Annotated in this window: 22 protein-coding genes; 9 read left to right on the top strand and 13 right to left on the bottom strand. The window is 67.2% G+C overall.

Annotated elements, in window-relative coordinates; all coding sequences use genetic code 11:
- Positions 1-34: 34 nt before the first annotated feature.
- The 7 genes from J7I85_RS09735 to J7I85_RS09705 are packed head-to-tail and all read right to left on the bottom strand — an operon-like array spanning position 35 to position 8,028.
- On the bottom strand, positions 35-865 hold the full coding sequence (locus tag J7I85_RS09735) for a CoA ester lyase (RefSeq protein ID WP_214850632.1): 831 nt from the start codon (positions 863-865) through the stop codon (positions 35-37).
- 15 nt (positions 866-880) lie between these two features.
- Positions 881-1,408 (bottom strand): MaoC family dehydratase, encoded by a 528-nt coding sequence (locus J7I85_RS09730; RefSeq protein ID WP_214850629.1) that lies wholly within the window; start codon positions 1,406-1,408, stop codon positions 881-883.
- Positions 1,405-2,145, bottom strand: coding sequence for a CoA transferase subunit B (locus J7I85_RS09725; RefSeq protein ID WP_214850627.1), 741 nt, complete (start codon positions 2,143-2,145; stop codon positions 1,405-1,407). Before J7I85_RS09725 ends, J7I85_RS09730 begins: the two co-directional genes overlap by 4 nt.
- 2 nt (positions 2,146-2,147) lie before the next feature.
- Entirely contained in the window at positions 2,148-2,939 is a 792-nt protein-coding gene (locus J7I85_RS09720) for a CoA transferase subunit A (RefSeq protein WP_214850623.1), read from the bottom strand.
- A 55-nt stretch (positions 2,940-2,994) separates the two neighbouring features.
- Complete coding sequence (locus J7I85_RS09715; protein ID WP_214850620.1) at positions 2,995-4,170, bottom strand: acyl-CoA dehydrogenase family protein; 1,176 nt, start codon at positions 4,168-4,170, stop codon at positions 2,995-2,997.
- Positions 4,171-4,172: 2 nt separating this feature from the next.
- Positions 4,173-6,413, bottom strand: coding sequence for a biotin carboxylase N-terminal domain-containing protein (locus J7I85_RS09710; RefSeq protein WP_214850616.1), 2,241 nt, complete (start codon positions 6,411-6,413; stop codon positions 4,173-4,175).
- Between the two features lie 7 nt (positions 6,414-6,420).
- Positions 6,421-8,028, bottom strand: coding sequence for a carboxyl transferase domain-containing protein (locus tag J7I85_RS09705; protein WP_214850613.1), 1,608 nt, complete (start codon positions 8,026-8,028; stop codon positions 6,421-6,423).
- A gap of 145 nt (positions 8,029-8,173) precedes the next feature.
- Between J7I85_RS09705 and J7I85_RS09700 the strand changes: the two genes are divergently transcribed.
- Positions 8,174-8,848 carry a TetR/AcrR family transcriptional regulator gene (locus J7I85_RS09700; RefSeq protein ID WP_308159438.1) on the top strand — a complete coding sequence of 225 codons (675 nt, stop codon included), beginning with the start codon at positions 8,174-8,176 and terminating at the stop codon, positions 8,846-8,848.
- A gap of 172 nt (positions 8,849-9,020) precedes the next feature.
- Here J7I85_RS09700 and J7I85_RS09695 read toward each other — a convergent pair whose 3' ends face one another.
- The 3 genes from J7I85_RS09695 to pdhA are packed head-to-tail and all read right to left on the bottom strand — an operon-like array spanning position 9,021 to position 12,597.
- The gene (locus J7I85_RS09695; RefSeq protein ID WP_214850610.1) at positions 9,021-10,415 is read right to left on the bottom strand and encodes a dihydrolipoamide acetyltransferase family protein; all 1,395 of its coding nucleotides are present in this window, start codon (positions 10,413-10,415) and stop codon (positions 9,021-9,023) included.
- On the bottom strand, positions 10,412-11,422 hold the full coding sequence (locus J7I85_RS09690) for an alpha-ketoacid dehydrogenase subunit beta (RefSeq protein ID WP_214850607.1): 1,011 nt from the start codon (positions 11,420-11,422) through the stop codon (positions 10,412-10,414). Before J7I85_RS09690 ends, J7I85_RS09695 begins: the two co-directional genes overlap by 4 nt.
- On the bottom strand, positions 11,422-12,597 hold the full coding sequence (gene pdhA / locus J7I85_RS09685) for a pyruvate dehydrogenase (acetyl-transferring) E1 component subunit alpha (RefSeq protein ID WP_214851261.1): 1,176 nt from the start codon (positions 12,595-12,597) through the stop codon (positions 11,422-11,424). The genes J7I85_RS09690 and pdhA overlap by 1 nt, the downstream gene beginning before the upstream one ends.
- Positions 12,598-12,793: 196 nt before the next feature.
- Between pdhA and J7I85_RS09680 the strand changes: the two genes are divergently transcribed.
- The 4 genes from J7I85_RS09680 to J7I85_RS09665 all read left to right on the top strand — a co-directional run bounded on the left by J7I85_RS09680 (position 12,794) and on the right by J7I85_RS09665 (position 15,136).
- Positions 12,794-13,267 carry an Lrp/AsnC family transcriptional regulator gene (locus J7I85_RS09680; protein ID WP_214850604.1) on the top strand — a complete coding sequence of 158 codons (474 nt, stop codon included), beginning with the start codon at positions 12,794-12,796 and terminating at the stop codon, positions 13,265-13,267.
- Positions 13,268-13,425: 158 nt separating this feature from the next.
- Positions 13,426-13,989, top strand: coding sequence for a hypothetical protein (locus tag J7I85_RS09675; protein ID WP_214850601.1), 564 nt, complete (start codon positions 13,426-13,428; stop codon positions 13,987-13,989).
- Between the two features lie 127 nt (positions 13,990-14,116).
- Complete coding sequence (locus J7I85_RS09670; RefSeq protein WP_214850598.1) at positions 14,117-14,521, top strand: DUF4383 domain-containing protein; 405 nt, start codon at positions 14,117-14,119, stop codon at positions 14,519-14,521.
- Between the two features lie 6 nt (positions 14,522-14,527).
- Positions 14,528-15,136: a hypothetical protein gene (locus J7I85_RS09665; protein WP_251024111.1), complete on the top strand. Its 609-nt coding sequence runs from the start codon at positions 14,528-14,530 to the stop codon at positions 15,134-15,136.
- A 119-nt stretch (positions 15,137-15,255) separates the two neighbouring features.
- On the opposite strand, the gene J7I85_RS09660 is transcribed toward J7I85_RS09665, so the two are convergent.
- Both J7I85_RS09660 and J7I85_RS09655 read right to left on the bottom strand, forming a co-directional pair.
- Positions 15,256-16,872 carry a cation acetate symporter gene (locus J7I85_RS09660; RefSeq protein WP_214850595.1) on the bottom strand — a complete coding sequence of 539 codons (1,617 nt, stop codon included), beginning with the start codon at positions 16,870-16,872 and terminating at the stop codon, positions 15,256-15,258.
- Positions 16,869-17,252, bottom strand: coding sequence for a DUF485 domain-containing protein (locus tag J7I85_RS09655; RefSeq protein ID WP_214851256.1), 384 nt, complete (start codon positions 17,250-17,252; stop codon positions 16,869-16,871). Before J7I85_RS09655 ends, J7I85_RS09660 begins: the two co-directional genes overlap by 4 nt.
- A 163-nt stretch (positions 17,253-17,415) precedes the next feature.
- On the opposite strand from J7I85_RS09655, the gene J7I85_RS09650 reads away from it, so the two are divergent.
- Genes J7I85_RS09650 through J7I85_RS09635 form a run of 4 tightly spaced genes read left to right on the top strand, consistent with a single transcriptional unit; the run spans position 17,416 to position 21,243 of the window.
- Positions 17,416-18,612 (top strand): sensor histidine kinase, encoded by a 1,197-nt coding sequence (locus J7I85_RS09650; RefSeq protein ID WP_214850592.1) that lies wholly within the window; start codon positions 17,416-17,418, stop codon positions 18,610-18,612.
- 60 nt (positions 18,613-18,672) lie between these two features.
- Positions 18,673-19,395, top strand: a complete 723-nt coding sequence (locus J7I85_RS09645) for a LytTR family DNA-binding domain-containing protein (RefSeq protein WP_214850585.1) — start codon at positions 18,673-18,675, stop codon at positions 19,393-19,395.
- Positions 19,392-19,754 (top strand): hypothetical protein, encoded by a 363-nt coding sequence (locus tag J7I85_RS09640; RefSeq protein ID WP_214850583.1) that lies wholly within the window; start codon positions 19,392-19,394, stop codon positions 19,752-19,754. Before J7I85_RS09645 ends, J7I85_RS09640 begins: the two co-directional genes overlap by 4 nt.
- A gap of 22 nt (positions 19,755-19,776) precedes the next feature.
- Entirely contained in the window at positions 19,777-21,243 is a 1,467-nt protein-coding gene (locus J7I85_RS09635; RefSeq protein WP_214850580.1) for a cation acetate symporter, read from the top strand.
- A gap of 31 nt (positions 21,244-21,274) precedes the next feature.
- Here J7I85_RS09635 and J7I85_RS09630 read toward each other — a convergent pair whose 3' ends face one another.
- Positions 21,275-21,862: a DivIVA domain-containing protein gene (locus J7I85_RS09630; protein ID WP_251024110.1), complete on the bottom strand. Its 588-nt coding sequence runs from the start codon at positions 21,860-21,862 to the stop codon at positions 21,275-21,277.
- Between the last annotated feature and the right edge of the window lie 61 nt (positions 21,863-21,923).

The raw sequence follows: 21,923 nt of genomic DNA, 5'->3' as shown, positions 1-21,923 counted from the left end.
GCGGACGACGGCGGGCTGCCGGGCTCTGTGGAACCTACCGGGCCCTGCGGAGCACCGACTCCGCGTGCCGGAGGATGGGGCCGTCGATCATCCGGCCCTGGTACTGGAACACGCCGGTCCCGGCTTCCTTTGCGGCCTCCAGCAGGTGCGTAGCAGCGGCCACGTCCTCGCCCGAGGGTGCGTAGGCGGCCCGGACGGCGGCCACCTGGCTGGGGTGGATGCAGGCCTTGGAGCCGAACCCGGAGGCAGCGGCGTCCCGGGCCTCCGCGGCCAGCCCGTCAAGGTCGGGGATGTTTACGTAGACCGCGTCAACGGCCTGCTTGCCGGCTGCGCCCGCTGCCAGGAGCACAGCGGAACGGGCGTGCAGGGCAACAGCGCGGTAGCCGCCGTCGTCGTTCCTGCTGGAGGTGCCGCCAAGGGAGGCGAGCAGGTCCTCCGCTCCCCACATCATGGCCACCACGTTGGGTTCGGCGGCAATGGCGGGGGCGTGGACTACGCCCGCGGCCGTCTCGCACAGGGCAATCACGTGGAAGTCCGGCAGGGCCCGGAGCTGGTTCGCGCTCTCTGCCTTGGCGAGCATGACGGTGCGGTAGGGCGTGTGGGCCAGGCAGTGCAGGTCCTTCTCGAAGTCCTCAGTGCCGGCCGGGTTGATCCTGATGATGGTCCGGCTGGGATCCAGCTCCGGCCCGTCGCCTGAACCTCCTAGCTGGGCAAGGATGGCGCCCCGGGCCCGCTGCTTGTCCGGCGCCGCCACGGCATCCTCAAGATCCAGGATGACGGCGTCGGAGCGCTCGGCGGCCTTTTGGAAGCGTTCGGGGCGGTCGGCAGGGCAGAAAAGCAGGGCAGGGCCCATCACAAAAGTCATACAGCCATTGTCCGATTATTTGCCCCGCTGCGCCTCTATATGCGCCTCGCGCGTCCACATCAGGCAGCTCCGCGTTGCCAGCGCCACCACCGTTCCGTCCTGGTTGCGCCCTGTGTGCTGCATGGTGACGACGCCCTGCCCCGGCCGTGACCCGGACAGCCGCTTGCCGGTGATGACGGTCTCCGTATAGAGCGTGTCGCCGTGGTAGAGCGGGTGGGGGAAGGAGACATCGGTCAGCCCCAGCTGCGCAATGATGGTGCCCTGGGTCAACTGGCCGACGGACTGCCCCACCACCGTCGCCAGCGTGAACATCGAGTTCACCAGCCGCTGGCCGAAGGGCTGGCCCGCACTCCAGGCCGCGTCCAGGTGCAGCCCCTGCGTGTTCATGGTCATGGTGGTGAACAGCACGTTGTCCGCCTCCGTGACGGTCCGCCCGGGGCGGTGGGCGTAAATGACGCCTTCCTCGAGTTCCTCGAAGTAGAGTCCGCGCTGCTCGACGACCCGGGCACCGCCGGTGGCTGAGCCTGTCGAAACCGCGCTCATACGGTGAGTTCCTGGTCTTCCTCGAACAGCTCCGCCCCGGTGGCTGCGGCAACGTCCTCCACCGATACGTTCGGGGCGAGTTCGCGCAGGATCAGGCCGTCGGGCGTGACATCGAGGACGGCAAGGTCGGTGATGATGCGGTCCACGCACGCTTTGCCCGTCAAGGGCAGCGAGCAGCGATCCACGATCTTCGGTTTCCCGCTGCGGTCCACGTGCTCCATCATCACGATCACTTTCTTGGCGCCGAAGACCAGGTCCATGGCGCCACCCATCCCCTTGACCATCTTTCCCGGGATCATCCAGTTGGCGAGGTCCCCGTTGGCGGCCACCTCCATGGCGCCAAGCACGGCCACGTCCACATGCCCGCCGCGGATCATGCCGAAGGACTGCGCAGAGTCGAAGAACGCGGCGCCTTTGTTGACCGTGACAGTTTCCTTGCCGGCGTTGATGAGGTCCGGATCCACCTCGTCCTCGCCGGGGTAGGGCCCGACGCCGAGGATGCCGTTCTCGGAGTGCAGGACCACTTCAACGCCGGCCGGGATGTAGTTGGGGATCAGGGTGGGCATGCCGATGCCCAGGTTCACGTACTGGCCGTTGCTCAGCTCCTGGGCCACCCGGGCGGCGAGCTCATTGCGGGTCCAGCCCTTGCCCTCGAGGTGGGAGGAGGCGGCCCGGCGGTACTCGTGCCGGACGGCTTCGGGGCGGGGCGGTGCCTCCTGCGGCCTGTTCGACTCCATGGCTACGCTCCTGCCTGTTCGGTAGTGCCGGCGGTTCCTGCCGCGGACAGTGCGACCGTCCGCTTTTCAATGCGCTTCTCGGACTCGGGCACCACCACCACCCGCTGGACGAAGATGCCCGGCAGGTGGACGTGCTCGGGATCCAACTCCCCCGGCTCCACCAGTTCCTCCACCTCCGCGATGGTGATCCTTCCCGCCATGGCGCAAAGCGGGTTGAAGTTCATGGCCGTGGCGTGGAAGACCAGGTTCCCGTGGCGGTCGCCCTTCCAGGCGTGGACCAGGCCGTAGTCGGGGGTGAGCGACTCCTCCAGGACGTAGTCGATGCCATCGAAGGTCCGAACTTCCTTCGCCGGGGAGGCGATGGCGATGCCGCCGTCGGCGTCGTATTTCTGCGGCAGACCGCCGTCGGACACCTGGGTCCCCACGCCCGCCTTGGTGTAAAAAGCGGGGATGCCGGCACCGCCGGCGCGCAGCTTCTCGGCCAGGGTGCCCTGCGGGGTCAGGACCACCTCCAGCTCGCCGGCGAGATACTGCCGGGCGAACTCCTTGTTCTCCCCCACGTACGAGCTGACAGTCCGGCGGATCCTGCCGTCCCGGAGGAGGATCCCCAGGCCCCAGTCGTCCACGCCGCAGTTGTTGCTGACAGTCTCCAGGTCCGTGGTGCCACGGCGGTGGAGGGCGTCTATCAGCGCCACTGGGATCCCGCACAGGCCAAAACCCCCGACGGCGAGCGACGCGCCGTCGGATATGTCGGCGACCGCTTCGTCAGCGCTGGCAACAACCTTGTCAATCATCGTTGATCCTTTCGGCGTCTCCACAGACTTTCGACAGACACGGCCACCGGGCCTGCTACAGCCCCAGTTCCCGGGCGATCAGCATCAGCTGGACCTCCGTGGTGCCCTCCCCGACCTCCAGGATCTTGGAGTCGCGGTAGTGGCGCGCCACGGTGAACTCGTTGATGAAGCCATAGCCGCCGAATACCTGGGTGGCATCCCGCGCATTGTCCATGGCCGCCTCGCCTGCGACCATCTTAGCTATGGCCGCCTGGGTCTTGAACGGCTTGCCGGCCAGCATACGGGCGGCCGCATCGTAGTACGCAAGACGGGCCGTATGGGCGCGCGCCTGCATGCGGGCGATCTTGAACGCAATGGCCTGGTGCTTGCCGATATTGGTCCCGAACGCGCTGCGATCCCTGGCGTAACGGACCGAAAGATCCACGCAGCCCTGCGCAGCGCCGGTGGCCAGTGCGGCGATGGCGATCCTGCCTTCATCCAGGATGGAGAGGAAGTTGGCGTAGCCCCGCCCCCGCTCCCCCAGCAAGTTCGCCTCTGGAACGGTGACGTCCCGCAACGTCAGGGGGTGGGTGTCCGAAGCGTTCCAGCCCACCTTGTTGTACGCCTTCTCCGCCTTGAAGCCGGGCGTGTCCGTGGGCACCAGGATGGTGGAGATCTCCTTCCTGATGCTGCCGTCCTTGCGCTCCTGCTGGCCCGTGACGGCGGTGACGGTCACCAGCTTGCTGATGTCCGTTCCCGAGTTGGTGATGAATTCCTTGTTGCCGTTGATGACCCAGTTTTTTGCGTCTCCGCTGCCTTCCAGCCGGGCCGTGGTCTTCGTGCCACCGGCGTCCGAGCCGGCCTCCGGTTCGGTCAGGCCGAAGCCGGCGAGCGCCTTTCCGGACGCGAGCAGCGGCAGCCACTCCTGCTTCTGCGCCTCGGTGCCGAAACGGTAGACGGGCATGGCGCCAAGGGACACCCCTGCCTCCAGCGTGATCGCAACTGACTGGTCCACCCGCCCCAGCTGTTCCAGCGCGAGGGCCAGCGCGAAGTAGTCGCCGCCCATGCCGCCGTATTCCTCCGGAAACGGCAGGCCGAACAGGCCCATGTCCGCCATTTGCGAGACCACTTCGTAGGGGAAGCTGTGTTCCTCGTCGTGCTTGGCGGAGACCGGGGCCACCACTTCGTCGGCGAATTCGCGGACGGTCTTGCTGAGGTCCTGGTATTCCTCGCTGAGGTCAAAATCGGCCATGGCTAGGCCTCCTTACGTTCATCTGTTGGATCCTGTGTTGCGGCGCCGGCCGCGTGAATGGTGGCGACGACCTGGTCGGCCTTGACCAGGTCACCGGTGGCGACGGTGATGTGGACTGTGCCGGAGACTTCGGCCACGAGCTGGTGTTCCATTTTCATGGCCTCCACGGACAGCAGCACCTGGCCCGTCGACACCGGATCTCCGTCGTGCACCGCAACGGAGACGACGGTCCCGGGCATGGGTGACCGGACCTCCGGATCGGCCGCGCCCTCTTCCCGTTCGATGGCGGCCAGCACCCGTTCCAGGCGCGACTCCCGGGTGAGCACTTCGAGCGCGCAGGACCAGCCGCCGCTGCCCACGTAAACGTGCCGCGGCCGCGCCCTCCGGCGATGGTCGCCGTCGGAATGGTTCTCCCGGGACACACCGATAGCGAACGTGTGCTGCTGGTCCTCCACCTCGAGTGTTAGGACGTCAAGTCCGGGTTCGTCGGATCCGTCAGCATTGAATCCCGCGCTGGCCGGCCCGAGGACCCGCACTGTCCGCTCCGGCCCGCCGTCGACGGTGACCAGGACATGGCCGGCCTCAGCCGCGCCGTCTCCCGGCCAGGTGACGGCCACGGTGGCCATGGCACCGCCGGGAAGGCCGAAGCTCACCCGCCACGGCGCGGGAGCCCCGAGACGCCAGCCCCGGGCACTGTGCCAGGGCGACCTGGGACCTGATCCGCTGACACCGGCCTCGCCAAGCCAGAACCGCAGGGCGGCGGCCGCGAGCTCTGTGTCGCCGATGTCCCGGAACGCCAGGTCCGGCATCTTGCGGTCAATCAGCGTGGTGTCCAAGCGGCCGGCGCGGACATCCTCGTCATTGATCAGGAGCCGCAGGTACTCCACGTTGGTGTCGATGCCAAGCACCGTGTACCGCTCCAGCGCCGCGTCCAGTTTGTCGAGGGCGGCCTTGCGGTCGGTTCCCCAGGCGATGACCTTGGACAGCATAGGGTCGTAGTCGCTGGAGATTGCCAGTCCCGGCAGCAACGATGAGTCGATGCGCACGTCCCGGGTTTGGAGATGGCCAGTGCCGGGAGCTGGGCCTTGGGGACCCGGCCGGCCCAGTGGCGTCAAGAGGCTGCCGCGTTCGTCGAGGAGCACCACCTCGCCCGAGGACGGCAGGAAATTTCGGTGCGGGGTCTCGGCGTAGACGCGGGCCTCCGCGGCGTGGCCGTTAAGAACGACGTCGCCCTGTCCGACGGTGAGCACCTCACCGGCGGCGATGCGCACCTGCCACTCGACGAGGTCGATGCCGGTGACCATTTCCGTCACCGGATGTTCCACCTGGAGCCGGGTATTCATTTCCATGAAGAAGAACTCGTCCGGGGAATCGTCGGAAACGAGGAACTCCACGGTGCCGGCGCCGGTGTAGTGGACGCTCCGGGCGGCCTGGCGCGCGGCCTCGCCGATCTTCGCGCGGACGGCTTCGCCGTCGGCCAGCGATTCCAGCAGGGGTGACGGCGCCTCCTCGATGACCTTCTGGTGCCGCCGTTGCAGGGAGCACTCGCGCTCCCCCAGGTGGATGACGTTGCCGTGCGCATCGGCCAGGACCTGCACCTCGATGTGCCGCGGGGACGTCACCAGGCGCTCCAGGAAAAGGGTGTCGTCTCCAAACGCGCTCGCAGCCACGCGGCGTGCCGTTGCCAGGGCGGACGGCAGGTCCTCGGGCCGGTCCACCGCATGCATTCCCTTGCCGCCGCCGCCCGCCGACGGCTTGATCAGCAGGGGGAACCCCACGGCCGGGGCGGCGGTGATGAGTTCCTCATCCGTCATGCCGGGCTCGGCGATGCCCGGGACCACCGGAACGCCATACCCGGCCACGTGGTTCTTCGAGCGGATCTTGTCCCCCATGACATCCAGGGCCTCGACCCCGGGGCCGATGAAGGCGATGCCGACGGCCTTCAGCGCTCTGGCAAAGTCCGCGTTCTCACTCAGGAATCCATACCCTGGGTGCACCGCCTGGGCGCCGGTGTCCTGGCAGGCCCTGATGATTGCGTCGATGCTGAGGTAGCTCTGGGCGGCCGCGGCGGGGCCGATCCGGACGGCGGCGTCGGCCTCGCGCACGTGGCGGGCACCGGCGTCGGCATCGCTGTAGACGGCAATTGAACGGATGCCCATGGCGCGCAGGGTCCTGATCACCCGGCAGGCAATCTCGCCGCGGTTGGCCACCAGGACGGTGCGAAACACGCTACTAGTAGTCATCGCTGGCTCACATTCGGAAGAGGCCGAAGGAGGTCTCCGGCAGCGGGACGCGGGAGACGACGTCGAGGGCCAGGCCCAGCACGGTGCGGGTGTCGGCGGGGTCGATCACGCCGTCGTCCCACAGCCGCGCCGTGGAGTAGTAGGGGCTGCCCTGGTCCTCGTACTGCTGCCGGATGGGGGCCTTGAATGCCTCTTCATCCGCTGCGGACCACTCCTGCCCTGCTGCCTGGTACTGGTCGCGTTTGACGGTGGCCAGGACGCTTGAGGCCTGGTTGCCGCCCATGACGGAGATCCGGCTGGCGGGCCACATCCACAGGAACCGCGGCGAATAGGCCCGGCCGCACATCGAGTAGTTGCCGGCGCCGAAGGACCCGCCGACCACCACCGTCAGCTTGGGCACGCGCGTGGTGGCCACGGCGGTGACCATCTTGGCGCCGTTCTTGGCAATGCCGCCCTGTTCGTAGTCCTTGCCCACCATGAAGCCGGAGATGTTCTGCAGGAAGAGCAGCGGAATGCCCCGCTGGTCGCACAGTTCAATGAAGTGGGCGCCCTTGAGTGCCGACTCGCTGAACAGCACGCCGTTGTTGGCCACGATGCCCACGGGGTGTCCGTGGAGCCTGGCGAATCCGGTCACCAGGGTGGGGCCATAGTTCTTCTTGAACTCATGGAAGCGGCTGCCGTCCACCAGCCGGGCGATCACCTCGCGGACGTCGTATTGCGCGTTGACGTCCGTGGGGACGGCGCCGTATAGCTGGCCGGGACCGGCAGCGGGTTCGACGGCGGTGTCCAAGTCCCAAACAGGGGCGGCGGGCCCGGGCAGCGTGGCGACGATGTCGCGGACGATCTGCAGGGCGTGCTCGTCGTTCTCGGCGAGGTGGTCCGTGACGCCGGAAATCCGGGAGTGCACGTCGCCGCCGCCAAGCTCTTCCGCGCTGACGATCTCACCGATGGCAGCCTTCACGAGGGGCGGCCCGCCGAGGAAGATGGTGCCCTGGTTGCGGACGATGACCGTTTCATCGCTCATCGCGGGAACGTAGGCACCGCCTGCGGTGCAGGAGCCCATGACGGAGGCGATCTGGGGAATCCCGGCAGCGGACATCCGGGCCTGGTTGTAGAAGATCCGGCCGAAGTGGTCCCGGTCCGGAAAGACTTCGTCCTGTCTGGGGAGGAAGGCTCCGCCCGAATCCACGAGGTAGATGCACGGGAGCCGGTTCTCGAGGGCGATCTCCTGGGCCCTGAGGTGCTTCTTCACCGTCATGGGGTAGTAGGTGCCGCCCTTGACGGTGGCGTCATTGGAAATCACCAGCACGTGGCGGCCGTGCACCAGGCCGATGCCTGCGATGATGCCTGCGCCGGGCGAATCGTCGTTGTACATGCCGTTCGCAGCAAGCGGGGCGATCTCGAGGAAGGGGCTGCCGTCGTCGAGAAGCCGGTCAATCCGTTCCCTGGGAAGCAGCTTGCCCCGCGCCATGTGCCGCTCCCGGGACTTCTCCGGCCCGCCCAGCGCCGCCGTGGCAAGACGTTTCCGCAGCTCATCGGCGAGCGCGCGCTGCGCAAGGCTGTTGGCCTCGAATGCGCTGCCGGCGGTATCCAGCCGGCTGGCGAGTGTCTCCATTGACCGCTTCCATTCCCGGGCACGTCCGGCGGCAGTTCTGCCGCATTTCGGTTAGTGCCTCGTAACTGAGATTAGGTTAGTCTCTAGTAACTGTGATGTCCAACACAGGATGTTGGTAGAGTTCTTTGGGTTCCGAGGAGGAAATGTGCCCACCACAGATCACGGAGAGCTCACCTCTCCCGGCCAGGCCGCAGACGGCCGCGAGACATCCGGCGCGACGCAGCGCAGCCGGGCCAAGGAGTCCCGGCGGCAGGCGCTCCTGTCCGCTGCGGCCACGCTCTTCGCCGGCAACGGGTTCAACCGGGTCTCCCTCGAGGACCTTGGCGCTGCAGCAGGCGTAAGCGGACCCGCCGTGTACCGCCACTTCCCCGGAAAGCAGGCCGTGCTGGGCGCCTTACTGCTCACCGTCAGCCAAGACCTGCTCGACGGCGGCCGCCATGTGGTTGCCGACGCCGCCGATCCCTCCGCCGCCCTCACCCGGCTGGTGCAGTTCCACGTGGACTTTGCCCTCAGCAACCCCGACGTGATCCGGGTGCAGGACAGGGATTTCAGCAACCTGACCAGCGAGGACCAGGCACAGGTACGTGCCCTGCAGCGCAGCTACGTGGAGGTGTGGGTCGACGTGCTCGCCGGCATCCATGGCACAACAGACACGGCTGACCTCCGCATGCGCGCCCACGCGACATTCGGCCTGATCAACTCCACGCCGCACTCCGTCCGCAACCACGGCAGTCGGATGGCCATCAAGTCGGCGCGGCCGCTTCTGGAAAACATGGCGCTGGCGGCCCTGCTGGTGACAGCCGGCCCGCTCCCCGGCTAACCCTGCTGGCCGAGTATTCCAGCGCTGGGTCCCGCGCCAAAACGGGGCACTTTGACACGGACACGCCGGGCTTTCGGCGCTAAAACGCCAATTGCGGCCTCAAAGTGCCCCCGTTTGGTTCCGGGCTGCCTGCCGCTCGAGCGTGAGCGGCAGGCAGCCCGGAAAACCGCCGCTAGGCCATCGCGAAGGCCATACCGGGATCCGCGAGGAGAGCGCCCACGTCCGCCAGGAACCTGGACCCCTGCTCGCCATCCACCAGCCGGTGGTCAAAGGAGAGGCTCAGTGTCATGACCTGCCTCAGTGCGACCTGGTCCTGATACTCCCACGGGGTTTTCCGGACGGCGCCCATGGCGAGGATCGCGGCCTCCCCCGGGTTGAGGATGGGCGTGCCGGCGTCGATGCCGAAGACACCGATGTTGGTGATGGAGATGGTGCCGCCGGAGAGGTCTTCCGGGCTGGTCTTCCCTGCCCTGGCAGTGTCCGTCAGCTCTGCGAGCGCCGTCGACAACTCGACGAGCGCCAGCCGGTCCGCATCCTTGATGTTGGGAACGGTGAGACCACGCGGGGTTGCGGCCGCGATGCCGAGGTTCACGTAGTTGAACTGCACGATCTCCTGGTTGGCCTCATCCCACTTGGCGTTGAGACCGGGATTGCGCCGCAGGGCGATCAGGACAGCCTTGGCCACGAGGGTCAGCGGCGTGAGCTTGTGGCCGGCGAACGCCTTGCTTTCCTTAAGCCTGGCCAGCAGCTCCATCGCCGGGGTGACGTCGACAGTCAGGAACTCCGTCACGTGGGGTGCCGTGAAGGCGCTGCTGACCATGGCGGCCGCCGTGAACTTGCGGACACCCTTGATAGGCGTACGCACCTCACGCTCACCCTGGGGCGACGCGGGCGGCACTTCCTGTGCTGCCAGCTCCTGGGCGGCCGCGGGAAGATCCCCGCCGCCCACGAAATTGCGCACATCGTCACGGGTGATGAGACCGCTGGGGCCGGTTCCCGCGACACTCTCAAGATCGACTCCGAGGTCCTTAGCAAGCTTCCGTACAGGCGGCGTGGAACGGGGCCGCTCGGCGGACGCGGTGTCGGCGGGCTTGGTGTCGGCGGGCTTGGTTTCGACAGGCTCAACGATCGGAGTCGCGGTGTCGGCGGGCTTGGTGTCGACAACCACCGGAGTCGCAGTTTCGACAGGCTTGCGCTGCCGTCGCACGGGACGGCCGGTGCTTTCGACGACGGCGCCGTACCCGACGAGGTTGGGTTCCCTCTTGGGGAGCGCCGCCTCAGCCGGAGCGGCAGCTGCGGTCTGGTTGCCGGCGTCGTCCTTCACCTCGAACGAGACAATCGGCTTGCCCACCTCCACAACGGTTCCCGGCTGCTCATGCAGGGCCGTGATCACACCCGCAAACGGTGAGGGCAGCTCCACCACGGCCTTGGCGGTCTCCACCTCCGCGATGATCTGGTTCAGGCTGACGGTGTCCCCCACACCCACCTTCCAGCTGACGATTTCGGATTCGGTCAGTCCTTCGCCGAGATCGGGCAGCCGGAATTCCCTGATCATGGTGGCGGTCATCCTTCCAGCCCGCTCAACGAATTCGGCCGGCCCAGCGCGCGGTCCACGCCGTCGAGGATCCGGTCCAGATTCGGAAGGTGGTGCATTTCCACCTTCGAATACGGATAAGGCACGTCAAACCCGGTGATGCGGACGGGTGCCGCCTCCAGGTGGTAGAAGCAGCGCTCGGTGATGCTGGCCGCAACCTCTGCACCGAGCCCGCCCGACTGCCCGGCCTCATGGGTGATCACCAGCCGTCCCGTCTTGCGGACCGAGGCCTCCACGGTGGCGAAATCCACCGGAGCCAGCGAGCGCAGGTCAATGACCTCAACCGAGACGCCTTCGTCCGCGGCCGCCGTGGCCGCATCGCGGGCCGTCTTCACCAGCGGCCCGTAGGCCACGAGCGTGACGTCGCTGCCGTCGGTGACCACCCGGGCCTGGCCCATCGGCGGGGCTGAATTGGGATCGAGTGACTCGTCCACCTCGCCTTTGTCGTGGTAGCGGCGCTTGGGCTCGAAGAACACCACGGGGTCATCGCAGGAAATGGCCTGCTGGATCATGGTGTGCGCGTCCTGCGGGCTGGCCGGGGTGACCACCCGAAGTCCTGCCGTGTGGGCGAAGTAGGCCTCCGGTGACTCGGAGTGGTGCTCGGGCGACCCAATGCCACCGCCGAACGGAATGCGGATGGTGATGGGCATCTTCACGGCGCCGCGGCTGCGGTAATGCATCTTGGCCACCTGGGACACGATCTGGTCGAAGGCCGGGTAGACAAAACCGTCGAACTGGATTTCCACCACCGGCCGGTACCCTCTGTAGGCCAGGCCAACGGCGGTGCCCACGATGCCGGACTCGGCCAGGGGCGTGTCCACGACCCGGTGCTTGCCGAAGTCCTTCTGCAGTCCGTCCGTCACGCGGAAGACGCCGCCCAGGGTGCCGATGTCCTCGCCCATGAGGAGTACCTTGGGATCGTTGTCGAGGGATCTGCGAAGGCCGGAGTTTATTGCCCGCGCAAAGGTCATCTGCGTCATCAGCGTGCACCTTCTTCTTGTGTTGCCCCTGCGGGATCGCCGAAGGAGGCAAGGTAACGGGAGTAGTGGTCCTGCTGGCGGTCCAGCCAGGAATTGGGGGTGCTGTAGACGTGCTTGAAGACGTCGAGGGGTTCGGGATCCGGCATGCCGACGCAGCCGGCACGCAGTTCACGGGCGACGGCGTCAGCCTTGGTCCGCACGCCGGCTTCGAACTCCGCGGTGAACAGGCCTTTCCGGTCCAGCAGTGCATGGACCCGGCCGATCGGATCCTTGGCCGCCCAGTCCTCGAGTTCGTTGGGGTCGCGGTACCGGGTGGGATCATCCGCCGTCGTATGCGGGCCCATCCTGTACGTGACGGCCTCGATGAAGGTGGGGCCGCCGCCCCGGCGGGCACGGTCGAGGGCGACGCGCGTGGCTGCCATGACCGCCAGCACGTCGTTGCCGTCGACCCGCATGCTGGGGATGCCGAATCCGGCCCCGCGGTCCACAAGCTGGGTGTGGGACTGGAGGCGCACCGGTTCGGAGATGGCCCAGTGGTTGTTTTGGCAGAAGAGCACCAGGGGCACCTGGAAACTGGCGGCAAAGACCATGGCCTCGTTGACATCGCCCTCACTGGTGGCGCCGTCGCCGAAGTACACAATCGCTGCGGAGTCGGCACCGTCGTTCTGGATTCCCATGGCGTACCCGGTGGCATGCAGCGTCTGCGCGCCGATGACGATCTGCGGGATGGCCATGTTGACCGCGTACGGGTCCCAGCCGCCAGAGGCAGCGCCGCGCCAGACGCGCAGGATGTCCGCCAGGTCCACCCCGCGGCAATAGGCCACGCCGTTCTCGCGATAACTGGGAAAAATAAAGTCGTCATCCCGCAGGGATCGCACGGACCCCACCTGCGAGGCCTCCTGGCCCAGCAGCGGCGGCCAGAGGCCCAGTTCGCCCTGGCGCTGCAGCGCAGTTGCCTCTTTGTCGATCCGCCGGATCACGACCAGGTCCTCGTAGAGCGAGCACAGTTGCTCGTCCGACACGTCCCTGACCCAGGGGTCATACTCCGGATGGCTGACGCGCTCCCCCGTAGGGGTGATCAGCTGAACCATGCTGTGGCCTGCGCCACCCCGGCGCCCTGCATTGTTGTCCTGGCCGGCGATTGTTCCGCCCTGGCCCGCATCGTCTGTCACCACTGTTGCCGCAACCTTCTGACGTCGTGTAACCATCCCGCGGCAGGACTCGTGATACCGCCGCTTTCCGGCCTCCCGGGCGCCTTTGCCCCGGTTAATTGTGACCATACTCACAATGTTCAAGTGGTACAACCACCGCGGCAGAAACTGAGCACAATGCACTGTTTGACCCCTTCTGACCGTGCTAACCTTGCGCATTATGCAAGCTTTGGATGGCACAGACACCCGGCTGCTCTCCGCCCTGGCACAGGATCCCCGCCGTACTGTGGTGGCCTTGGCCCAAAAGCTCGGCCTCTCCCGCAACACCGTCCAGGCGCGGATGGCCCAGCTCGAGAAGAAGCACGCCTTCCTGTCGTTCGAGCGGCGCATCAATCCGGTGTCACTGGGCTACCCGCTAATGGCTTTCATCTCGGTCCACGTTCAGCAGCAAAAGCTCGGTTCCCTTGCCGAGGAACTGGCGGCCGTGCCGGAGATCCTCGAGGGTTACGGCCTGACGGGCTCGGCCGACCTGCTGCTGCGCGTGGTGGCATTGGACGCCGAAGACCTCTTCCGGATCAACGGGAAGATCCTGGCCTGCGACGGCGTCGAGAGAACCGATACCGCCCTGGCGATGGGTGAACTGATACCTTTCCGGATTCAGCCGCTGCTTGATCGCAACTCGGCGGAAGACTGAGCGCCCCGGCAGGCTCTAAACGACGGGAAACATCGCGGTTCATGGCGTTTCGATGCAAAATGCGCGGGCCCCTATAGGCTATTCCACAAAAGTGACCGGGCGCCGGCTGTGCCCCGTTAGTTGGGGCGCCGCTGGTGCGGTGCCGGGAAGGCCAACCTTTGAGCAATCCCCCGCTCCCCCCGCAGCAGCCCGGCGCGCCACAGCCCGGCCCGCAGCAGCCCTACCCGCAGCAACCATCCGGCCGGCGGTCCCTTCCACCTTCTCCGTTCGGTTTGCCGGGCCTGCCTCCGGCCCGGAGCCGCAAGGGCCTCTGGATCGTCGTGGGCATTGTGGCAGGCGTGCTCCTGCTGGTAATCGTCGGGGTCCTGCTCCTGGTGAACCTCGTGGGCGGGTCCACCCGGCAGGCCGGGGACCTCGCCGATACCTTCACCAAACTGGTCATCGCCGGCGACACGGACAAGGCCTACAACGACTACATGGACCCGAGCCTCAAGGAGCAGCTGAGTCCCGAGGAATTTGCGTCAGGCGTCAAGAGCCTCCAGCTGGACCCGTCCTGCACCACGGCCTACGACGACCTCAAAGTCAGCACGCAGAACGACAACAACATTGCGGATGTCGCCGGGCTCATCAAATGCCAGGGCAAGGACATCGAAATGGTGTACCGCTTCGCCGGCAAGGACGAACTGAAGCTGGTCACCATCAAGCTCCGGCCAAAGGCCTGACTCCCATCTGATCACGCACCCATCCAAGCGCACACCGGACCCGAATTACTTCCGGGAGTCCCGACCGGGGCTCCGCAAATCTGGCCAGGGCACCTGCCCCGGCCGGTAACCGGAAGGAATTTGGGCCATGCGCAACTCACCGAACCGTCTTATCGCCACGGTCTTCGGAGCCGTCTACCTGCTGGTGGGGCTCGTCGGCTTCGCCGTGACCTCGGGTGTCGGTTTCTTCGCCACCGAAGGCTCCAACCTGATCATCTTCGAGGTCAACCCGCTGCACAACGTGATCCACCTGGCCATCGGCGCCGCGCTGCTCTACTCCGGCGTCAAGGATGTCCAGCTTGCGCGCACCGTCAACTCGGCTGTGGGTGCGGTGTATCTGCTGGTGGGCATCCTCGGTCTGTTCCTGCTCAGCTCGCCTCTGAACATCATTGCCCTCAACGGTGCGGACAATGTCCTCCACCTGGCGAGCGCCGTCTTGCTGCTCGGCGTCGGCCTGTCCCTGGACAAGGTCCCCGCCACGGCCCGCGCCTAGAAGATGATGAGCAGCCAGGCCATCACTGCAGCCCCGGCAGTCCCGGCAGCGCAGGAAACGTTCCGCCCCGATGCCGTCAGGCTCTTCGCCGGCTTTGCCGGGCTCGGCGCCGCAGCGGTCAACCTCGCCGTCGCCTCCAGCCTGTTTGCGGCCGCCGGCCCTGCCCTCCCAGTGAGGGCGGCCGGCGCCGCGGCCGCCCTGCTCTGGGGAGCGGCCCTGCTGGGGTGGACGGTTGCCGGGCTGTGCAGGAACCGTTTCCCGCTGCCGCGGACCTCCGCCCTCCTGCTGCCCGCCGCTGCCGCCGCGCACGTGGCGGCCATTGTGCTGGGCGCAGGGAGCGGCATGGCGGGCCTGGCCATCAGCCACCTCGCCGCCCTGCTGCTGACCCTGATGATCCTCGCGGCCATATCGTGGCTCAGCCGGAGGTCCCCCAATCTTTCCGGCAGTTCTGGCCAGAACGCATCGGCCCGCCTGGGTGCGGGGCCATTGATCGCCGCCGCCTTCGCCGGAGCGCTGCTGGTTGCCGCCATCACGACGCCGGGACTCGCCGCATCGACGGCGGGCCAGTTCGCGGTGCCGCACGGTGAACACACGGGAGGCCACCACTCGCCTTGAGTAGCAGGCCCCACCAGGCAGCGGCGAAAACACGTCAGGAGCCCCCGCGCACGGCGCGGGGGCTCCTGCCTGATCTCCTTGGGCTTTCCGAAGACGGCGTTTGAACGAACCGAAAGCGGCTAGTGCTCCACGGCCTTCTCGGCGCCCACCCCGGTAAGCGACCGGACTTCCATCTCGGCCTGCTTGCTGGGGTCCTCCTGCCTCTTGTCCAGGACCGTGCCGAGCCAGCCCAGCAGGAAGGCCAGCGGGATGGACACGATGCCCGGGTTGCTCAGCGGGAAGACGGCGAAGTTGGCGCCCTTGATCATGGAGGTCGCGCCGCCCGACACCACAGGTGACAGCGCGATCAGGATAATGGCCGATGCGAGCCCGCCGTACATGCTCCAGACCGCACCCTGTGTGGTGAACCGGCGCCAGAACAGGGAGTAGATGATGGTGGGCAGGTTGGCCGAGGCGGCCACGGCGAACGCCAGCGCCACCAGGAAGGCCACGTTCTGGCCGTTGGCAAAGATCCCGCCCAGGATCGCGAGAATGCCAATGACGATCACGGTGCGGCGGGCCACCTTAACTTCAGTATCGGCGTCGGCCTTTCCCTTCGCGATGACGTTGGCATAGATGTCATGGGCGAACGAGGCGGCGGCGGTGATCGTGAGCCCGGCAACCACGGCGAGGATCGTGGCGAAAGCCACGGCCGAGATGAAGCCCAGCAGCAACGGGCCACCCAGGTGGAACGCCAACAGCGGCGCTGCCGAGTTGACGCCGCCGGGGGCGCCCTTGATGGTATCCGCCCCCACCAAGGCAGCGGCACCATAGCCGAGGACCAGCGTGAAGATATAGAACAACCCGATCAGCCCAATGGACCACACGACCGACTTGCGGGCTTCCTTGGCGGTGGGCACCGTATAGAAGCGCATCAGCACGTGCGGCAGGGCGGCCGTACCAAGCACCAGGGCCAGGGCCAGGGACATGAAGTCCAGCTTGGACGTTTCTGTCTTGCCATACTGCAGGCCGGGGTTGAGCACGGCAGGGTTGTTCGCCGCCTCGGCCGCGCCGCCCAGCAGGCTGGAGAGGTTGAACCCGTAGATGGCCAGGACCCAGAGTGTCATGACGGCGGCACCGGCGATGAGCAGGCAGGCTTTGATGATCTGCACCCAGGTGGTGCCCTTCATGCCGCCAATCAGGACATACATGATCATCAGCGCGCCGACGACGATGATCACCAGGGCCTGTCCGCCCCAGTCGCTGATGCCCAGCAGCAGCGAGATCAGGCTTCCGGCGCCGGCCATCTGGGCCAGGAGGTAAAAGAAACAGACGGCCAGGGTGGAGATGGCGGCCGCGATGCGGACCGGACGCTGCCGAAGGCGGAACGACAGGACGTCGGCCATGGTGTACTTGCCCGTGTTCCGGAGCAGCTCCGCCACCAGCAGGAGCGCCACTAGCCAGGCGACCAGGAAGCCAATGGAGTACATGAAGCCGTCGTAGCCGTTGATGGCGATGGCGCCGGTGATGCCCAGGAAGGAGGCCGCCGACAGGTAGTCGCCCGCGATGGCGGTGCCGTTCTGCGAGCCGGTGAAGGAACGGCCGGCGGCATAGTAATCGGCGGCCGTCTTGTTGTTCCGGCTGGCCCGGAGAACGATGACCATGGTGACGGCGACGAACAGGGCGAAAATGCCCATGTTCAGCAGCGTGGTGTCCTTGAGTGCGGCGACGTCAACCGCTGCGGGAATGGTGATCATTTTGCTCCTCCGCCCTGTCCGCTGCTGCCGGACTTGTCATACTCGTGGCCTTCAATGCCGTGCCGGATGTCCGCGGCGATCGGGTCCAGGCGCCTGTTCGAGTAGCTGACGTACCAGCCGGTGATGGCGAAGGTGGTCACGAACTGCAGCAGCCCCATGATGATGCCGACGTTGATGTTGCCCCACACCTTGGTGGACATGAAGTCCACGGCGTAGGCGGCGAGGATGACGTACGCGAAGTACCAGAGCAGAAACGCGATAGCCATGGGGAACACAAAGCTACGGTGGCGCTTGCGCAGTTCCTGGAACTGCTGCGTGGCCTGGACTTCCTCGAAGTCCGCGGACGCCGCCGCGGCCGGGGTTCGGGCATCGTTACCCATCATTCCTCCTCGTTGAGACTGACTCGCACACGGCCGCACTTCACCAGCCAATGTGACTGCCATCACTGTGCGCCGTGGTGGGGCCGATATACCAGTGGTTGCGCGGTGCCGGTCGGCCAACGGCGTCGCTGCTGCGCCAAACGGCACGCGCTACGCTGGCAGCATGCCGGACTCCCCTCTCTGTTCCGCGGCCGCCGTGGCCCTCATCGCGCTCGCGGTGGCCGTCGTCGTCGCCGTCGGACTCAAGGTGCTGCGCTCCTTCCGCGAGCTGGGCACCGACGCCGAGCGGGCCACCTACAACACCCTCCACGCCGCGTCGAAAGCCGGACGGCACCTGCGGACGGGTTTGAACCCCGCGGGTGCCGCCAAGGCAAGCCGCCAGCTGCGGGCCCTGCTTGGCTGTGACGCGCTGGCCATTCTGGATGTATCCGGCGTACTGGCCTGGGACGGGACCGCCGAGGAGCTGCGTCCCGGTCTGATGGCGCTCGCCGCGGACGTGCTCTCCAGCGGCAGGACCCAGGTGTTCAACGCCGCCGACCTGCAGCTCCACTCCCCCAAGTCCGGATCCGTCGCCGCCGCCGTCGTGGCCCCCGTCCGGTCCGGCGCACGCGTGGTGGGAGCTGTGGCGGCCTTCGCACCGCAGGCGGGCGCAGGGCTGGTGCGCGCCACCACCGAAGTGGCCGACTGGGTGGCCGCACAGGTGGAGCTGGCCGAGCTGGACGCCTCCCGGACGCTCCTGATGGAGGCGGAGGTGCGGGCCCTCCGCGCCCAGATCAGCCCGCACTTCATCTACAATTCGCTGAACGCCATCGCCTCCTTCATCAACACCGATCCGGCCCGGGCGCGCGAACTCGTGGTGGAGTTCGCGGACTTCACCCGGTACTCGTTCCGGCGGCACGGCGACTTCACCACGCTGGCCGAGGAGCTGCGGTGCATCGATAGGTACCTGCTGCTGGAGCGGGCCCGGTTCGGGGAACGGGTGCAGGTCAGCCTGCGGATCGCCCCGGAGGTGCTGAGCACGGTGATCCCGTTTTTGAGCCTGCAGCCGCTCGTGGAGAATGCGGTCCGGCACGGCCTGGAGGCGAAGGAGGGTCCAGGCCACATCACCATCTCAGCCAACGATTCGGGCGCGTTCGCGGAGGTCACCATCGAGGACGACGGCGTGGGCATGGATCCGGTGCAGCTGCAGTCCATGCTGGCCGGCCACGTGGACGGTGAGCACGTGGGCCTGCGGAACGTCGATGCCCGGCTCCGGCAGGTGTACGGCGACGATCACGGACTGGTGATCGAGACGGCTCCCGGCGAGGGCACGCTCATCACCATGCGGGTCCCGAAGTCGCAGCCGGACCACGATGCCTAAATATGCTGATGCCTGACGAGTTTTGGCCGAAGCAGCGGGCCCGAAAGATAACCTAGGACCATGATTAACGTTCTCGTCGCCGACGACGAGCTGCCGGCAGTTGAGGAGCTTGCCTTCCTCCTGGGCCGCGACGAGAGGATCGGCACCATACTGCGCGCCTCCTCCGGCGCCGAAGCGTTGCGTGTCCTCGAAGCCGAGGCCGTGGACGCCGTCTTCCTGGACATTCACATGCCGGCGGTGTCCGGCCTGGACATCGCCCGGGCCATTTCCCGCAGCAGCCGCCCGCCCGCCGTCGTTTTCGTGACAGCCGACGAGGACTGCGCGCTGGAGGCATTCGAGCTTGCGGCCGTTGACTATCTCCTGAAGCCCGTCCGGGCCGAGCGGCTGGCCCGCTCCGTGGGCCGGATCAGTGAACTGATCCGCGACGGCGGCGGTGCCACGCCAGAGATGATTACCGTGGACCAGGGCGGCACCACCAGGATGATCCGGCGTGACGACGTCACGTACGTCCAGGCGCAGGGTGACTATGCCCGCCTCCACACCGCCGATGCCAGCTACCTGATCCGGGTTCCCCTCGCCGACCTGGAACAGCAGTGGGCGGACGCGGGCTTCATCCGCACCCACCGGTCCTATCTGGTGGCCCTCGCCCACGTCTCCCACCTCAAGCTCGCCGCGGTCCGCCCCAGCGTCTCGGTCGAGGACGCCGAACTGCCGATCAGCCGGCGGCACCTGCCGGCCGTCCGCGAGAAGCTTGAGGCAACCAGGATCCGGCCGCAGCCATGACGCGCGTCAGGGTCACGGCGCCCCGTTCGGCGTCCCGCAGTTTGGCCGACTCCTCGGCCGAGCCGCGCGAGTCCGCCGAGGACTCGGCCGTCGGCCAGGTGTTCGTCCGCTCGCTGATCCGCTCCCAGCTCCGGCTTGCCCTTGTGGTGGCCGGCGGCTTCCTGCTGATCCTCGGCGCCTTTCCGCTGCTGCTTGCCGCCACACCGGGGCTGGCGCAAACCCGGATTGCGGGGATCCCGTTCGACTGGCTCCTGCTGGGCGCCGGGATCTACCCCGTGACCGGGATCAGCGCGTGGCTGTACATCCGCAGCGCGGCACGGAACGAAGCCCGTTACCGCGACCTCGCCGGGGGAAAGTAATGCTCCGGAAAGTGACCCTCCAGTGAATCCGGCAGTGGGCATCGCGGCGGTGGCCGCCGTTTCCGTGGCGACGGCGGTGATCGGCTTCTACGGACTACGGATCTCCCGCACCACCGGTGACTTCTATGTCGCCTCCCGGACCGTGCCACCCTGGTGGAACGCGTCGGCGATCGGCGGGGAGTATCTCTCCGCCGCGAGTTTCCTGGGCGTGGCCGGCCTGATCCTGCTGTCCGGCACGGATGCCCTGTGGTACCCCGTGGGCTACACCGCCGGGTACCTGATGCTTCTGCTGTTTGTGGCCGCGCCGCTGCGGCGCTCCGGTGCTTACACCATCCCCGATTTCACCGAAGCCAGGCTCGATTCGCGGGCCGTGCGCCGTGTCACCAGCCTTGCTGTGGTCATGGTGGGCTGGCTTTACATCGTCCCGCAGCTGCACGGCGCTGCCCTCACCATCCGGACCACCACCGGCCTGCCGTCCTGGGCCGGCTCGACCGCCGTCGTGGTGGTGGTGTGCCTCACCGTGGTGGCCGGCGGCATGCGCTCCATCACGTTCGTCCAGGCCTTCCAGTTCTGGCTGAAGCTCACGGCACTGGCCGTGCCCCTCATCTTCATTTTGCTGGTCCTGGCGGAGGATGGCGCTCCAGCCCTCGCGGCAGTGGCCACGAACCCGGGTGGGGCGGCCCCGGCCAGCCCCTACCAGAGCATCTCGCTGCTCGTTGCCCTGCTGTTCGGAACGCTGGGACTGCCGCATGTCCTGGTCCGCTTCTACACCAATCCCGACGGGCACTCGGCGCGCCGGACCACGCTGATCGTGCTGGGCCTGCTGTCTGTCTTCTATCTGTTTCCGACGGCGTACGGACTGGCCGGGCGCCTGTTTGCCCCGGACCTGGCACGGGCGGGGCAGGCGGATGCCCTGGTGCTGCTGCTTCCAGGCCGCCTCGTCGGGGGCCCGGCCGGGGACCTGTTGTCCGCGCTCGTCGTGGCAGGGGCCTTCGCCGCCTTCCTGTCCACAACGTCGGGGCTCGTCGTCTCGCTGGCCGGTGTGATCAGCCAGGACGTCCTCGGCGGCAGTGTTCGCGGCTTCCGGGTGGCGGCCCTGGTCTCGATCATCGTTCCGCTGGGCCTAGCGCTCATGACGGACTCACTGGCCCTCGCCGGGAGCGTGGGCCTGGTCTTCGCCTTCACTGCGTCCACGATCTGCCCGGTCCTGCTGCTCGGCATTTGGTGGCGGGGCCTGACCGACGTCGGCGCGATCGCCGGGATGGTGACCGGCGGCCTGCTGTGCGGCGGCGCCATGGTGGCGGGGACGGTGCTCGGCATGGCGGGGACGCCGCCGTGGCTGGCACAGCCCGCCGCATGGAGCGTGCCGGCAGCCTTCACCGTGATGGTCCTGACGTCGCGTGCCACCAGTTCCCGGGTGCCGCGGACCATCACCAGGGTGATGACCAGGCTGCACACGCCCGAGCGGCCGCTGGTTACGGAACGCTGAGCGGGCAAGCCAACGCTGAGCGGCCAAGCCGTCAGTCGATGGCGGCCATCAGCTCGACGGCACGGTCGAGGAAGACGTCCACCTGGGTCTCCTCGTAGCCCTCCTTGCCGGCGGCAGGCCGGAAGACGGCCCGGCGCACGTTGTCAACGCTGAGGGGCTTGTCCTGTTCCAGGTAGCCGATCAGGTCCCGGCACAGGGCGTCCACATCTTTGGTGTTGTAGCTGCGTGCGTTTTTCTTGACCGGGCGACGGAACTTCTCGCCGTCGGGCCGGTGAAGGCGGCCGCGGAGTGTCCCGGAAAGCTGCCCGATCTGCCGGAGCCAGGCGTCCTCGCCTCGTTCGGCAATGAGGTCGTCCCGTTCCCGGCGGGCGAAGGCGTCTTCAAGCCGGTCAAGTGCGGCGTCCACGGCGATGGCCGAGTATCCGCCCTTGACGGGGTCAAAGGAGACGGACCGGACATCGGCGCTTTTGACGGGGTGGATGGCAGCTTCGGGCGTCTCCAGTGATACGCGGGCCTGCTGCAGGAACTGGTCCACCTGCTTGGCGTTGTAGCCGTAGTCCGTCCGCGCCACGCGTTCGAACGACGCCGGAATCTGCCGCTTGCTGTCCACTCTCACCATGTTTCCTTCGATACTTCTTCCGCGGGTCGTAACCGCATTATTCTAGGGCGTTGAGGAGGGC

It is taken from the genome of Arthrobacter sp. ISL-65 (assembly GCF_018613795.1).
GTDB lineage: Bacteria > Actinomycetota > Actinomycetes > Actinomycetales > Micrococcaceae > Arthrobacter.
This window is presented reverse-complemented; position numbering and strand designations above follow the sequence as displayed.

Bases quoted from the DNA above. Each gene is read 5' to 3' on its own strand.
- J7I85_RS09670 (WP_214850598.1), top strand. From the start codon at position 14,117: ATGCGCAACTCACCGAACCGTCTTATCGCCACGGTCTTCGGAGCCGTC.
- J7I85_RS09730 (WP_214850629.1), bottom strand. From the start codon at position 1,408: ATGAGCGCGGTTTCGACAGGCTCAGCCACCGGCGGTGCCCGGGTCGTC.
- J7I85_RS09665 (WP_251024111.1), top strand. From the start codon at position 14,528: ATGAGCAGCCAGGCCATCACTGCAGCCCCGGCAGTCCCGGCAGCGCAG.
- J7I85_RS09645 (WP_214850585.1), top strand. From the start codon at position 18,673: ATGATTAACGTTCTCGTCGCCGACGACGAGCTGCCGGCAGTTGAGGAG.
- J7I85_RS09735 (WP_214850632.1), bottom strand. From the start codon at position 865: ATGACTTTTGTGATGGGCCCTGCCCTGCTTTTCTGCCCTGCCGACCGC.
- J7I85_RS09720 (WP_214850623.1), bottom strand. From the start codon at position 2,939: ATGATTGACAAGGTTGTTGCCAGCGCTGACGAAGCGGTCGCCGACATA.
- J7I85_RS09710 (WP_214850616.1), bottom strand. From the start codon at position 6,413: ATGACTACTAGTAGCGTGTTTCGCACCGTCCTGGTGGCCAACCGCGGC.
- J7I85_RS09660 (WP_214850595.1), bottom strand. From the start codon at position 16,872: ATGATCACCATTCCCGCAGCGGTTGACGTCGCCGCACTCAAGGACACC.
- J7I85_RS09650 (WP_214850592.1), top strand. From the start codon at position 17,416: ATGCCGGACTCCCCTCTCTGTTCCGCGGCCGCCGTGGCCCTCATCGCG.
- J7I85_RS09725 (WP_214850627.1), bottom strand. From the start codon at position 2,145: ATGGAGTCGAACAGGCCGCAGGAGGCACCGCCCCGCCCCGAAGCCGTC.
- J7I85_RS09690 (WP_214850607.1), bottom strand. From the start codon at position 11,422: ATGACGCAGATGACCTTTGCGCGGGCAATAAACTCCGGCCTTCGCAGA.
- J7I85_RS09680 (WP_214850604.1), top strand. From the start codon at position 12,794: ATGCAAGCTTTGGATGGCACAGACACCCGGCTGCTCTCCGCCCTGGCA.
- J7I85_RS09695 (WP_214850610.1), bottom strand. From the start codon at position 10,415: ATGACCGCCACCATGATCAGGGAATTCCGGCTGCCCGATCTCGGCGAA.
- J7I85_RS09630 (WP_251024110.1), bottom strand. From the start codon at position 21,862: ATGGTGAGAGTGGACAGCAAGCGGCAGATTCCGGCGTCGTTCGAACGC.
- J7I85_RS09655 (WP_214851256.1), bottom strand. From the start codon at position 17,252: ATGGGTAACGATGCCCGAACCCCGGCCGCGGCGGCGTCCGCGGACTTC.
- J7I85_RS09715 (WP_214850620.1), bottom strand. From the start codon at position 4,170: ATGGCCGATTTTGACCTCAGCGAGGAATACCAGGACCTCAGCAAGACC.
- J7I85_RS09705 (WP_214850613.1), bottom strand. From the start codon at position 8,028: ATGGAGACACTCGCCAGCCGGCTGGATACCGCCGGCAGCGCATTCGAG.
- J7I85_RS09640 (WP_214850583.1), top strand. From the start codon at position 19,392: ATGACGCGCGTCAGGGTCACGGCGCCCCGTTCGGCGTCCCGCAGTTTG.